Origin of the sequence: Pseudomonas sp. lyk4-R2A-8, assembly GCF_030209095.1 — a bacterium.
GTDB lineage: Bacteria > Pseudomonadota > Gammaproteobacteria > Pseudomonadales > Pseudomonadaceae > Aquipseudomonas > Aquipseudomonas quebecensis.
This window is the reverse complement of the sequence record NZ_JARVSS010000011.1, coordinates 310,634-324,122: the sequence shown is the minus strand read 5'-3', so window position 1 is coordinate 324,122 and position 13,489 is coordinate 310,634. Positions and strand designations below refer to the sequence as shown.

Here is a 13,489-nt window from a genome sequence, read left to right as displayed (position 1 = left end):
TCACCGGCTCCACCGCGCTACATAACCGCGCCCGGCATGGCCTGCTGGCCATCGCCGACGGTCAGGTAAGCCACCAGCTCAGGCAATGGCAATGGCTTGCTGATCAGGTAGCCCTGGGCCTGATCGCAGCCAAATAACCGCAACAGCGCCAGTTGTTCCTGGGTTTCCACGCCTTCGGCCACCACCTCCAGGTTGAGGTTGTGGGCCAGGTTGATCATGGCGTGTACCAATTTGCGGTTTTCTTCACGCTCCTCCATGCCGCCGACAAAACTCTTGTCGATCTTCAACAGGGCAATCGGCAGGCTGTTGAGGTGCACGAACGAAGAGAAACCGGTACCGAAGTCATCCAGGGAAAACCGCACGCCCAGGCGACCGAGGGCATCCATGGTCTGTTTGACCAAATCGCTGCGGCGCATCACAGCGGTTTCGGTCAGCTCGAATTCCAGCCACTGCGCCTCTACCCCACGTTCCGCAATCAGACGGCTGAGGGTGGAAAGCAGTTGGCTGTCCTGAAACTGGCGAAACGACAGGTTCACCGCCATGTGCAGCGGCGGCAGGCCGCGTTCGCGCAAGTCCTGCATGTCGCGCAGGGCACGGGAGATCACCCAATAGCCAAGCGGTACGATCAGGCCGCTTTGTTCGGCCAGCGGTACGAACTCGCTGGGCGGCAACAGGCCACGTTCGCCGTGGCGCCAGCGCACCAAGGCTTCGAGGCCGACAATGTGGCCGTCGTCCAGGTCCAGGCGCGGTTGGTAGTGCAGCTCCAGCTCATCACGCCGCAGGGCACGACGCAGTTCGCTTTCCAGGTCGGCCAGGCTGCGGGCGTTGCGGTTGATGCGTTCGTTGAAGATATGAAAGGTGCAGCCCTGGGTGCTCTTGGCCTGCTGCATGGCGATATGGGCGTGCCACATCAGCGGGTCGGCGCCGGCGCGAGCGCGGGCATGGGCCACGCCCAGGCTGCAGCCGATCAGCAGGCTTTCGCCATCCACCCAGTAAGGTTCGGCCATGACTTGCGTGATGCGTTCGGCCATCCACTCGGCACGTTGGGGCGCGCGGCGGGTATCTATCAACAGAGCGAATTCATCGCTGCCCAGGCGGGCGAGTTGGTCGCCGACTTCGAGTTGGCTCTTGAGCCGCGACACTACCTGCAGAATCAGGCGGTCGCCGGCCTGGTGGCCAAGGGCGTCGTTGGCATGTCGGAAATTGTCCAGGTCCAGGTGACCGAGAGCCAGGCCGCGACCGTCGTTCTCGGCCAGTCGCGCGGCCAGCAAGGTCAGGAAGCCCTGACGGTTGGCGATGCCGGTCAGCGGGTCCTGTTCGGCCAGGCGTTGCAGGGTTGTTTCCAGCACACCGCGCTCGCGAACATGGCGCAGGCAGCGGCGCAGCGTGTCGACGGCCACGCCATCGCGCACCAGCCAATCGCTGACGCCTAACGGCGCAACCAGCGGTTCCTGCTCCAGCAGGAGCACGCAGGGCAGGCTGCAACGGCCGGGGGCGGGTTGCAGCATCGGTGTGGTCAACAGCACCGCGCTCTGGTCGTCATCGAACAGACGACTCACGGAGTCCCAGTTTGGCGCGCTGATCAGCACAGCCCCATCGCCCATCGGCGCCAGGCACTCGCGCAACAACGCTGCCCACTCAGGCGTATCGGCCAGAAGCAGCAAACGCAAGGGTTCGACAGGCGTAGACAAGCTAGCTCCCTAGACTCTGCAAAATTTCGTTGGCGGCGGGCATTATGACGTGCGGCCTGATAATCACCAATGATAAGAGTTATCAAACACGCAGGCTGTAATCATTTGTCAGCGCTTTAACCACAAGAAGCCCCGACATCCTGCGGCAAAGTAGCAAAACCGGCAAATTTAGATCGAGTGGTACGTCACACCGTCGATCCAGAGCAGCAGAATCTTGCCAGCCTGTTAAAATGCCCGCCCTTTTGATCAACGACCCCACACATTCCGTATGTCCCGACTCAACCCCCGGCAGCAAGAAGCCGTGAACTACGTCGGCGGCCCTCTATTGGTGCTCGCCGGCGCAGGCTCCGGCAAGACCAGCGTGATTACCCGCAAGATCGCGCACCTGATCCAGAACTGCGGCATCCGCGCCCAGTACATCGTCGCGATGACCTTTACCAATAAGGCCGCGCGGGAAATGAAAGAGCGCGTCGGCACCCTGCTCAAGGGTGGCGAAGGCCGTGGCCTCACCGTGTGTACCTTCCACAACCTGGGGCTAAACATCATCCGCAAGGAGCATGTGCGGCTGGGCTACAAGCCAGGCTTTTCGATCTTTGACGAGACCGACGTCAAAGCCTTGATGACCGACATCATGCAGAAGGAATACGCGGGCGACGACGGCGTCGACGAGATCAAAAACATGATCGGCGCCTGGAAAAACGATCTGGTCCTGCCGCCCGAAGCCCTTGAAAACGCGCGCAACCCCAAGGAACAGACCGCCGCCATCGTTTACACCCACTACCAGCGCACGCTCAAAGCGTTCAACGCCGTGGACTTCGACGACCTTATCCTGCTGCCGGTCAAACTGTTCCAGGAACACAAGGACATCCTGGAAAAATGGCAGAACAAGGTGCGCTACCTGCTGGTCGACGAATACCAGGACACCAACGCCAGCCAATACCTGCTGGTGAAGCTGCTGATCGGCACGCGCAACCAGTTCACCGTGGTGGGCGACGATGACCAGTCGATTTACGCCTGGCGCGGCGCTCGTCCGGAAAACCTGATGCTGCTCAAGGAGGATTACCCATCCTTGAAAGTGGTGATGCTGGAGCAGAACTACCGCTCCACCAGCCGCATCCTGCGCTGCGCCAACGTGCTGATCTCCAACAACCCCCACGAGTTCGAAAAACAGCTGTGGAGCGAGATGGGCCACGGCGACGAGATCCGCGTGATCCGTTGCCGCAACGAAGACGCCGAAGCCGAGCGCGTGGCCGTCGAGATCCTCAGCCTGCACTTGCGCACCGACCGGCCCTATAGCGATTTTGCGATCCTGTATCGGGGCAACTACCAGGCCAAGCTGATCGAGTTGAAGTTGCAGCATCACCAGGTGCCGTATCGCCTGTCGGGCGGCAACAGCTTTTTCGGACGCCAGGAAGTCAAAGACCTGATGGCGTACTTCCGCCTGATCGTAAACCCGGACGACGACAACGCCTTCCTGCGCGTCATCAACGTGCCACGCCGGGAGATCGGTTCGACGACCCTGGAAAAGCTCGGCAACTACGCTACCGAACGTAAGATCTCGATGTACGCCGCCACCGACGAAATCGGCCTGGGCGAACACCTGGACACGCGCTTCACCGACCGCCTGTCGCGCTTCAAACGCTTTATGGACAAGGTGCGCGAGCAATGCGCCGGCGAAGACCCGATCAGCGCCCTGCGCAGCATGGTCATGGACATCGACTATGAAAACTGGCTGCGCACCAACAGCTCCAGCGACAAGGCCGCGGATTACCGTATGGGCAACGTCTGGTTCCTGATCGAGGCGCTGAAGAACACCCTGGAAAAAGACGAAGACGGCGAAATGACCGTCGAAGACGCCATCGGCAAGCTGGTACTGCGTGACATGCTCGAACGCCAGCAGGAAGAGGAAGACGGCGCCGAAGGTGTACAAATGATGACCTTGCATGCGTCCAAGGGTCTGGAATTCCCCTACGTGTTCATCATGGGCATGGAAGAGGAAATCCTCCCGCACCGCTCCAGCATCGAAGCCGACACCATCGAGGAAGAACGGCGCCTGGCCTACGTGGGCATTACCCGCGCGCGTCAGACCCTGGCCTTCACCTTTGCCGCCAAGCGCAAGCAATACGGCGAAATCATCGATTGTGCCCCCAGCCGGTTCCTCGACGAACTGCCGCCGGACGACCTGGCCTGGGAAGGCAATGACGACACCCCGACCGAGGTGAAGGCCGTTCGCGGCAATACCGCCCTGGCGGACATACGCGCGATGTTAAAGCGCTAGAATCGACTACTTTTTAATCTACTTTCGGCGCACAACGCGCCATTAGAGGAAGCTTTCCGTGGAAGCACTGCACAAGAAAATTCGCGAAGAAGGCATCGTGCTTTCCGATCAGGTACTCAAGGTCGATGCGTTTCTGAACCACCAGATCGACCCGGCGCTGATGAAACTGATCGGCGACGAGTTCGCCGCGTTGTTCAAGGACTCGGGCATCACCAAGATCGTCACCATTGAGGCCTCGGGCATCGCCCCGGCGATCATGACCGGCCTGAACCTGGGCGTGCCGGTGATTTTCGCGCGCAAGCAGCAATCCCTGACCCTGACCGAAAACCTGCTGTCGGCGACGGTGTATTCGTTCACCAAGAAAACCGAAAGCACCGTGGCCATCTCGCCGCGTCACCTCACCAGCAGCGACCGCGTCCTGGTGATCGACGACTTCCTGGCCAACGGCAAGGCGTCCCAGGCACTGATTTCGATCATCAAGCAGGCCGGCGCAACCGTGGCCGGTTTGGGGATCGTGATCGAGAAGTCTTTCCAGGGTGGCCGCGCCGAGCTGGACGCGCAGGGTTATCGGGTTGAGTCGCTGGCGCGCGTGAAGTCGTTGGCCGGTGGCGTCGTCACCTTCATCGAGTAATTTGCTACGAGGTGAACACGGATCAAAATGTGGGAGGGGGCTTGCCCCCGATAACAGTGGTTCAGCCAACACATTTGGGACTGATACGCCGCTATCGGGGGCAAGCCCCCTTCCACAGTTGGCCTTGTGTTGGTTTTAGTGCGCGGTTGCTTGTAAGCCAGCGAGTAACAGGCGCTGATAGAGGTCCTCCTTCAAACCCTCAGGCTTGTCCAACTGCATCCGCCTCAAATGCTCTGGAAACGCTTCCGGTTCCGGCGCATCCAATGCAGCCTTGCCCAACTCGAGAATCTCCGTCAGCTTGAATTTGCTCTTGAGCCAGTTCAGCGCCCGCAACAGATCTCGCTCCTCCTGAGTGAAATCGCTGCCCAGCGGATATTCGGGGAACAAGCGTCGATGTCGCGCCTGGATACCCTGCAACCGTTCGGGCGTGTTGTCGCTGAACCGCGGATCCAGCTGGAAATCCTTGGGCAATTTGCCGGCCTTCTGCGCCTGTTGGATCAGGTCATTCTGGAAGCGCGAGTCGGTGATGCTGAGCAACGCCTCGATCACCTTGGCGTCCGTCTGACCGCGTAAGTCCGCGATGCCGTATTCGGTAATGACGATGTCCCGCAGGTGCCGGGGAATGGTGCAGTGACCGTAGTCCCAGACGATATTGGAACTGACCTCCCCGGCCGATTCGCGCCAGCTCCGCAGGATCAGGATCGAGCGCGCGCCCTCCAGCGCATGGCCCTGGGCGACAAAGTTGTATTGCCCACCGACCCCGCTGAGTACATGGCCGTCTTCCAACTGGTCGGCCACGCCCGCGCCCAGCAGCGTCACCATGATCGCGCTGTTGATAAAGCGCGCATCCTGGCGCTGCAGGCGCTTGAGTGCCTCCTGACCGTACAGCTCGTTGATGTAACTGATACCTGTCATGTTGAATTCAAGGCGCTTGGCGTGGGTCATTTCCTGCAAGCGCTGGTAAAAACTCCGAGGCCCTAGAAAGAAACCGCCGTGGATCGACACGCCATCGGTCTGCGCGGCGTCATCGAGCAAGCCCGCGTTGGCCTGTTCTTGAGTGGCGACATCCGGGTACACCTTGCGCCGCACGATGCCCGCGTCGGCCAGTACCAGCAGGCCATTCACGAACATTTCGCTGCAGCCGTACAGGCCACGGGCGAACGGCGCAACCCCGCCTTCACGGCTGATCAACGGCGCCCAGCGGTATACATCCAGGTCCGTCAGCAGCAAGCGATAGGCCTCGTTGTCCGCCTGACGCGCCAGCAGTGCGGCCGTGAGTGCATCGCCCATCGAGCCGATACCAATCTGCAACGTGCCGCCGTCGCGTACCAGGGTGCTGGTGTGCAGGCCGATAAAGTGATCCTGGAAACCCACCGGCATATTGGGTGTGGAAAACAGCGTGGTGCTGTCCTTTTCGTCGAGCAGGTAGTCGAATGCGTCCATGCCCAGCTCGGAATCCCCGGGCATGTAGGGTAAGTCGGTGTGAACCTGACCGACGATCAGGATGGTTTCACCCGCGTCACGGCGCCTGGCGATCATCGGCAGCAGGTCGAGGGTAATGTCGGGGTTGCAGCTCAGACTCAGACGGTCGGGGTGTTCGGCACTGCTGGCGACCAGCTGCGCCACCAGGTTCAGGCCGGCAGCGTTGATGTCGCGGGCGGCGTGGCTGTAATTGCTGCTGACGTAGTCCTGCTGCGCCGATGCACTGTGCAGCAGGCTGCCGGGTTGCATGAAGAATTGCTGCACGCGGATATTGGCCGGCAAGCTGTCTGTGTGCAGGCCGGCGAGGAAATCCAGCTCGGGGTAATCGCCGAACACACGCTCGATGAAGGGTTCGAGAAAGCGCTTCTGCAAACCGTCGCCCAATGTCGGGCGGCCCAGGCTCAAGGCGGTGTAGATCGTCAGTGCCCGCTCCGGCAGCTTGGCGATACGCCGGTACAGCGCGTTGACAAACAGATTGGGCTTGCCCAGGCCCAGCGGCAGGCCCATATGGATATGCGCCGGCAACCGCGCCAGTACGTCATCAACTGCTTGCTCGATTGAACACAACTGCACCATCCGACCCTCCTGACATTCCATGAATTGGAGTTGGACCGAGCTTGCAGGGTCTTTGCTGCAATAACCAGCCTCGACCTATCAATTGCACGCACAAAAAAGCCGCTCGGAAGCGGCATTTTTGGCGAAGCTAGCCGGGTTACAGACCGGACATCTTCTTGATGGCGCCCTTGAGCTCCTCATCGGAGCAATCGGCGCAGGTACCTTTGGGCGGCATGGCGTTGATACCGGTAATGGCTTTGGCCAGGATGCCATCAAGGCCGCCCTGGTGATCGGCGCGCTCTTTCCAGGCCGCGGTATCGCCGATTTTCGGCGCGCCCAGCAAACCTGTGCCGTGGCATGCATTGCAATGCTTGGCGATGATGTCATCCGGCGTTTTCGCACCGCCGCCGCCCGCCGTCACGGCCACCTCCATGCCCTTGCATTCCTGGCCCTGGACGCACACCTGGCCGACAGGCTCCAGGCGCTTGGCGATCTCATCGTTGGTCGCAGCTTGAGCGCTGACAGCCCAGAGGGCCAGTACGGTTGCTGGTGCAGCCAGCATTTTCATAATTAGGTTCACGCGTTCACCCTCAATGGTGGCTATTCACGCCTGCGGCCACGGTTTCGCAGGCGGCGAAAGTATAACGGTTAGCCCGCCTGGCCGAAACAACCCTATTAAATAAAGGGAGATTCAGCCTCGCGGATACTGCCACGGGCGGCTCTGCAACGCTGGCAGGACGCCTCTTGTGTTAAAAGTTCGCGGGTGTGGCTGCGCTGATTAGTCGCGCCGGCACGTCGAACGGGTTGCGGAAACGGTGGGGCTTGGTGCTTTCAAAGTAGTAGCTATCGCCCGCTTCGAGCACAAAAGTTTCAAGACCGACCACCAACTCCAAGCGGCCCTCAAGCAAAATCCCGGTTTCCTCACCTTCGTGGGTGAGCATTTCCTCACCGGTGTCGGCGCCCGGCGGATAGATCTCGTTGAGGAACGCGATAGCCCGGCTGGGGTGCGCCCGGCCCACCAGCTTCATGGTGACCGCGCCGTCGGAGATATCGATCAGCTCATTGGCTTTATAGACGATCTGCGTCGGTATTTCCTGGAGGATCTCTTCGGAAAAGAACTCGACCATGGACATCGGAATGCCGCCCAGCACCTTGCGCAAGGAGCTGATCGAGGGGCTGACACTGTTTTTTTCGATCATCGAAATGGTGCTGTTGGTGACACCCGCGCGCTTGGCGAGCTCACGCTGGGAAAGACCTTTGAGTTTACGGATGGATTGCAGTCGTTCGCCGACGTCCAATGCAGGTGCCTCCTAGGATTCAGGCTTGTTGTAATTGAGCGTTATCATGGCGACAGCGTTCAGTATTTACAACACTTTGGCCTAAATCCCGACCAGCTCCATTCGTAACGGCGCTCAGGCCTCGGAGTAGAGCCTTGGCACCCGCCGCAGGTTGCAGAAAATCTGGTAGGGGATGGTGTCGGCGGCGACGGCGACGTCGCTGGCCAGGATGTTTTTTCCCCACAACTCCACCGTCGAGCCCAGGCCGGCCTGAGGCACGTCCGTCAGGTCGATACAAAGCATGTCCATGGACACGCGCCCCAGCAACCGGCTGCGCTGCCCAGCCACCAGCACTGGCGTCCCGGTGGGAGCGTGACGTGGGTAGCCATCGGCGTAACCCATGGCGACCACACCGATCCGCATGGGTTTGGGCGTGATGAACCTGGCGCCGTAGCCCACTGGCTCACCCGCCGGCAGCTCACGCACGCAGATCACTTTCGATTCCAGGGTCATTACCGGCTGCAGGCGCGCGGCCACGGCCTGGTCTTCGCCAAACGGCGTGGCGCCGTACAGCATGATGCCGGGGCGCACCCAGTCGCTGGACACATTCGGCCAGCCCATCACCGACGGCGAATTGCGCAGGCTCACCTCGGCCGCCAGGCCCTGGCGCGCCGCGTCAAACACCGCCACTTGCTCATCGCTGCTCACGCAATCGAGCTCATCGGCACGTGCGAAGTGGCTCATCAAGACGATTTTTGCAACGCTGCCGGTGGCCAGCAGGCGTTGGTAAGCCTCGTGATAATCCTTGGGATGCAGGCCGACACGATGCATGCCCGAATCCAGTTTCAACCACACGGTCAGCGGTTTGCTCAAGCGAGCCTGTTCGATAGCTTCCAGTTGCCACAGCGAATGCACCACACACCAGAAATCATGCTCGATGATCAGCGGTAGCTCGTCGGCTTCAAAAAAGCCTTCCAGCAGCAGCACCGGCCCACGAATGCCGGCGGCACGCAGTTCCAGTGCTTCCTCGATGCAGGCCACGGCAAAACCATCGGCCTGCGCCTCCAGCGCCTGGGCCACCCGCACGGCGCCATGGCCGTAGGCATCGGCCTTGATCACGGCAAGCGCCTTGGCGCCCGTGACTTCACGGGCCAATTGGTAGTTGTGGCGCAAGGCTTGGAGGTCGATCAGGGCACGGGCTGGACGCATGGCGGCAGGCTTCTAGGCGGCGGAGTGAAAAAAAACCGGCACCGATCAACAGCCTCGGCGCCGGGAGAGGGATCTGAATCTAAGGCAGCGCGGCCACCACGGACAGCTCTACCAGGATGTGCGGTTCGCACAGCTTGGCTTCAACGGTGGCGCGTGCCGGGGCAACGCCTTTGGGCAGCCACGCGTCCCACACTGCATTCATGCCGGCGAAATCGGCGTCGATGTCCTTCAGGTAAATCGTCACCGACAGCAGTCTGGTTTTGTCGGTGCCGGCCAGGTCCAGCAAGCGCTCGATATTGGCGAGCGTCTCGCGAGTCTGCTGTTCAATCCCGGCGCTCATGTCATCGCCGACTTGCCCGGCCAGGTACACGGTACCGCTGTGAACAACGATCTGGCTCATGCGCTCATTGGTGAGCTGGCGCTGGATTGACATGTTTTGCGGACTCCTGGTGGTTGCCGTAACGGGAAATATCGAGGCCCGCGGCGCTGATCTGCGGGGTTTTCCTGGCCATCAGGTCGGCCAGCAAACGACCGGAGCCACAGGCCATGGTCCAACCGAGGGTGCCGTGGCCGGTATTCAGGAACAGGTTCTTGAACGGTGTGGCACCGACAATCGGCGTACCGTCGGGCGTGGTCGGACGCAGGCCGGTCCAGAACGAAGCCTGGGCCAGATCGCCGCCTTGAGGATAAAGGTCGTTGACGATCATCTCCAGGGTTTCGCGTCGGCGCGGGTTCAGCGACAGGTCAAAACCGGCGATCTCAGCCATGCCACCGACGCGGATGCGGTTGTCGAAACGGGTAATCGCGACCTTGTAGGTCTCGTCGAGGATGGTCGAGGTGGGCGCCATCGCCGGGTTGGTGATCGGCACGGTCAACGAATAACCCTTGAGCGGGTACACCGGTGCCTTGATACCCAGCGGCTTGAGCAACTTCGGCGAATAACTGCCCAAGGCGAGGACATAACGATCGGCTGTTTCCAGCTTGCCGTCGATCCATACACCGTTGATGCGCTCGCCCGCGTGGTCGAGGCGCTGGATATCCTGTTCGAAGCGGAACTCAACGCCCAATTGCCTGCACATGTCGGCCAGGCGCGTCGTGAACATCTGGCAGTCGCCGGTCTGGTCGTTGGGCAGGCGCAGAGCACCGGCGAGGATGTCGGTGACGCTGGCCAGAGCAGGTTCCACGCGGGCAATGCCAGCACGATCAAGCAGCTCGAACGGTACACCGGACTCTTTGAGTACAGCGATGTCCTTGGCGGCGCCGTCCAACTGCGCCTGAGTGCGGAACAGTTGGGTGGTCCCCAGGCTTCGGCCTTCGTAGGCAATGCCGGTCTCGGCGCGCAGCTCATCGAGGCAATCACGGCTGTATTCGGACAAACGCACCATGCGCTCTTTGTTCACCGCATACCGGCTGGCGGTGCAGTTGCGCAGCATCTGGGCCATCCACAGGTATTGATCGATATCGGCGGTGGCTTTGATCGCCAATGGCGCGTGGCGTTGCAGCAGCCATTTGATTGCCTTGAGCGGCACGCCCGGCGCGGCCCAGGGCGAGGCATAGCCTGGGGACACCTGGCCGGCGTTGGCGAAACTGGTTTCCATGGCAGCGGCGGGCTGGCGGTCGACCACCACCACTTCAAAACCGGCCCGCGCCAAATAGTACGCACTGGTTACCCCAATGACGCCGCTACCCAAGACCAGAACGCGCATTTTTATATCCTCATCGCGGCTTGGCCGCCGACGTGTGTTATTCGAGCAATGATGGGCGCAGTATAAAAAGCAATCGCCAGTGCATTTCACTATATAAATGCCTATATTTGGCGACAATTCTCGGCAAAAACCGTTTTAACAGAGGCGTATCCCCTATGCGTACCAACACCCAGACCAAGCGGGAGCTGGACAAGATCGACCGCAATATCCTGCGCATCCTGCAAACCGATGGGCGCATCTCGTTCACTGAGCTGGGGGAAAAAGTCGGCCTCTCGACCACACCCTGCACCGAGCGCGTACGGCGCCTGGAGCGCGAGGGAATCATCATGGGCTACAACGCGCGGCTCAACCCGCAGCACTTGAAGGGGAGTTTGCTGGTATTTGTCGAGATCAGCCTGGATTACAAGTCCGGCGACACCTTTGAGGAGTTCCGCCGCGCCGTGCTGAAACTGCCCCATGTGCTGGAGTGCCACCTGGTATCCGGTGACTTTGACTATCTGGTGAAGGCGCGGATTTCCGAGATGGCCTCCTACCGTAAATTACTGGGCGACATCCTGCTCAAGCTGCCCCACGTGCGCGAATCCAAGAGCTACATCGTGATGGAAGAGGTTAAAGAGAGCCTTAACCTGCCGATCCCGGACTAAACCAATACCTGCCGGGTGCTGGCCATGTATTCGTGGATCTGTTTTTCCACCCGTGGGTGAATCAGCTCCACCGGCCGACGGCCATTGGGGCATGGCAAGGTTTCGGTGGTGCCGAACAGCCGACAGATCAGCGGCCGCTCGTCATACACCGTGCAGCCCGTGGGGCCCAGATGAACGCAGTTCAGCTCGTCCATGGCGGCCTCCTGCTCGGCAGCAGTCTTGCGCGGCAGGCGCGACATTTCTTCGGGCGAGGTGGTCACCGGCCCACAACAGTCATGGCACCCCGGCACACATTCGAACGAAGGAATCTGACGGCGCAATGCGCTGATCTTCTGACGGTTGCAACTCATCGAAACACGTACCCCACGGCGAACAGGCGTGGATTCTGCCGCAAATTGCCCTGCGCAGACAGCATCGTCCGACCGCTGTATCCTGCGTCAAATTTTCCAAACAGGGATGCTCCAAATGATCACAAGCGCCCGCCACACTGATTCCTACTACGCCGCCAGCAGCCTGCCGCAGCCCGACCACCCGGCGCTGACGGGCGAGGTGACAGCCGATGTGTGTGTGGTTGGCGGTGGCTTTTCCGGACTCAATACCGCCCTGGAACTGGCCGAGCGCGGGTTCAGCGTGGTGCTGCTGGAGGCCCGCAGAATCGCCTGGGGCGCCAGCGGGCGTAACGGCGGGCAATTGATCCGCGGGGTCGGTCATGGCCTGGACCAGTTCGCCAGCATCATCGGCACCGACGGGGTCCGACAGATGAAACTGATGGGCCTTGAGGCCGTGGAGATCGTGCGCGAGCGCGTTGAACGCTTTCAGATCGCGTGCGACCTGACGTGGGGCTATTGCGACCTCGCCAACAAACCTCGCGACCTGCAAGGCCTGGCCGAAGATGCCGAAGAACTGCGCAGCCTCGGCTATCGTCATGAAGTGCGCCTGCTGCAAGCCAACGAAATGGACAGTGTGATCGGTTCAGGGCGCTATGTGGGCGGCATGATCGACATGGGCTCCGGCCACCTGCATCCGCTGAACCTGGCTATCGGCGAAGCCGCCGCCGCCGCGCAACAAGGCGTAAAGCTGTTCGAGCAATCGCCAGTGACGCGTATCGACTACGGCCCCGAAGTCCAAGTCCACACCGCCCAGGGCACGGTACGCGCCAAGACGCTGGTGTTGGCCTGCAACGCTTATCTCAATGGCCTCAACCCTCATCTGAGCGGCAAGGTACTGCCCGCCGGCAGCTACATCATCGCCACCGAACCCTTGAGCCAGGCCCAGGCCACTCAATTACTGCCGCGCAACATGGCCGTCTGCGATCAGCGGGTGACCGTGGACTACTTCCGCCTGTCGGCCGACCGGCGCCTGCTGTTCGGCGGGGCCTGCCATTATTCCGGTCGGGACCCCAAGGACATCGGCGCGTATATGCGTCCGAAAATGCTGCAGGTGTTCCCGCAACTGGCCGACGTGAAGATCGATTATCAATGGGGCGGCATGATCGGCATCGGCGCCAATCGCCTGCCGCAGATCGGGCGCCTGAGCGATCAGCCCAATGTGTATTACGCCCAGGCCTACGCCGGCCATGGCCTCAATGCCACACACCTGGCGGGCAAGCTGCTGGCCGAAGCAATCAGCGGCCAGCAGCACGGGCGTTTCGATCTGTTCGCCCAGGTGCCGCACATGACCTTTCCCGGCGGCAAGCATCTGCGCTCGCCGCTGCTGGCATTGGGCATGCTTTGGCACCGCCTCAAAGAGCTGGTCTGATCAATCACGCCAGAACGGTTTCAGGCCTTCCTCCAGCGCCTGTTCGTTACTCAAGCCGATGTCGCGCAGTTGCTCGCCGGTCAAGTGCAGCAAGGCCTTGCGAGTGTGGCGACGGCGCCAGAACAGCCCCCAACGGCTGATATCGCCCGGCGTTGCGGCCCGAGCTTGGTCAGCCTCCAGCTCCTGACTGTATAACCTCAGGCGCACATCGCTCATACCGTTCATTTTTGCTGCCCCTCATTTGTCGGTTGCCATAAG

Annotated in this window: 13 protein-coding genes; 4 read left to right on the top strand and 9 right to left on the bottom strand. The window is 60.9% G+C overall.

The annotated features are described in order from the left end of the window. Window positions 1-17: 17 nt before the first annotated feature. A complete protein-coding gene (locus QRN10_RS12395) occupies window positions 18-1,691 on the bottom strand; it encodes a putative bifunctional diguanylate cyclase/phosphodiesterase (protein WP_181076303.1) in 1,674 nt (557 codons plus the stop codon). A 268-nt stretch (window positions 1,692-1,959) separates the two neighbouring features. On the opposite strand from QRN10_RS12395, the gene rep reads away from it, so the two are divergent. Together rep and QRN10_RS12385 are read left to right on the top strand one after the other, a co-directional pair. Further along, window positions 1,960-3,969, top strand: coding sequence for a DNA helicase Rep (gene rep / locus QRN10_RS12390; RefSeq protein ID WP_181076301.1), 2,010 nt, complete (start codon window positions 1,960-1,962; stop codon window positions 3,967-3,969). Window positions 3,970-4,027: 58 nt separating this feature from the next. Then, window positions 4,028-4,600, top strand: coding sequence for a xanthine phosphoribosyltransferase (locus tag QRN10_RS12385; protein ID WP_003195447.1), 573 nt, complete (start codon window positions 4,028-4,030; stop codon window positions 4,598-4,600). A 135-nt stretch (window positions 4,601-4,735) separates the two neighbouring features. Here QRN10_RS12385 and QRN10_RS12380 read toward each other — a convergent pair whose 3' ends face one another. From QRN10_RS12380 to dadA, 6 genes are all read right to left on the bottom strand, one after another. Next, complete coding sequence (locus QRN10_RS12380; RefSeq protein WP_181076298.1) at window positions 4,736-6,658, bottom strand: acetyl-CoA hydrolase/transferase C-terminal domain-containing protein; 1,923 nt, start codon at window positions 6,656-6,658, stop codon at window positions 4,736-4,738. Between the two features lie 136 nt (window positions 6,659-6,794). Beyond that, window positions 6,795-7,205 (bottom strand): c-type cytochrome, encoded by a 411-nt coding sequence (locus tag QRN10_RS12375; protein WP_305437754.1) that lies wholly within the window; start codon window positions 7,203-7,205, stop codon window positions 6,795-6,797. 181 nt (window positions 7,206-7,386) lie between these two features. Next, window positions 7,387-7,935, bottom strand: a complete 549-nt coding sequence (locus tag QRN10_RS12370) for a cupin domain-containing protein (RefSeq protein WP_005792468.1) — start codon at window positions 7,933-7,935, stop codon at window positions 7,387-7,389. A 114-nt stretch (window positions 7,936-8,049) separates the two neighbouring features. Continuing rightward, window positions 8,050-9,123, bottom strand: a complete 1,074-nt coding sequence (gene alr / locus QRN10_RS12365; RefSeq protein ID WP_181076296.1) for an alanine racemase — start codon at window positions 9,121-9,123, stop codon at window positions 8,050-8,052. 79 nt (window positions 9,124-9,202) lie between these two features. After that, a complete protein-coding gene (locus tag QRN10_RS12360) occupies window positions 9,203-9,556 on the bottom strand; it encodes a RidA family protein (protein ID WP_181076295.1) in 354 nt (117 codons plus the stop codon). Continuing rightward, the gene (gene dadA, locus QRN10_RS12355) at window positions 9,528-10,829 is read right to left on the bottom strand and encodes a D-amino acid dehydrogenase (RefSeq protein ID WP_181076294.1); all 1,302 of its coding nucleotides are present in this window, start codon (window positions 10,827-10,829) and stop codon (window positions 9,528-9,530) included. The genes QRN10_RS12360 and dadA overlap by 29 nt, the downstream gene beginning before the upstream one ends. 155 nt (window positions 10,830-10,984) lie before the next feature. Here dadA and QRN10_RS12350 point away from each other — a divergent pair, with 155 nt between their 5' ends. Next, window positions 10,985-11,473, top strand: a complete 489-nt coding sequence (locus QRN10_RS12350) for an Lrp/AsnC ligand binding domain-containing protein (protein WP_003176896.1) — start codon at window positions 10,985-10,987, stop codon at window positions 11,471-11,473. Here QRN10_RS12350 and QRN10_RS12345 read toward each other — a convergent pair. Beyond that, on the bottom strand, window positions 11,470-11,823 hold the full coding sequence (locus QRN10_RS12345; protein ID WP_253509781.1) for a YkgJ family cysteine cluster protein: 354 nt from the start codon (window positions 11,821-11,823) through the stop codon (window positions 11,470-11,472). The genes QRN10_RS12350 and QRN10_RS12345 overlap by 4 nt on opposite strands. A gap of 115 nt (window positions 11,824-11,938) precedes the next feature. On the opposite strand from QRN10_RS12345, the gene QRN10_RS12340 reads away from it, so the two are divergent. Next, a complete protein-coding gene (locus tag QRN10_RS12340) occupies window positions 11,939-13,231 on the top strand; it encodes an NAD(P)/FAD-dependent oxidoreductase (protein ID WP_502941401.1) in 1,293 nt (430 codons plus the stop codon). Here QRN10_RS12340 and QRN10_RS12335 read toward each other — a convergent pair whose 3' ends face one another. Further along, window positions 13,232-13,456, bottom strand: coding sequence for a DUF1127 domain-containing protein (locus tag QRN10_RS12335; protein ID WP_285428471.1), 225 nt, complete (start codon window positions 13,454-13,456; stop codon window positions 13,232-13,234). Between the last annotated feature and the right edge of the window lie 33 nt (window positions 13,457-13,489).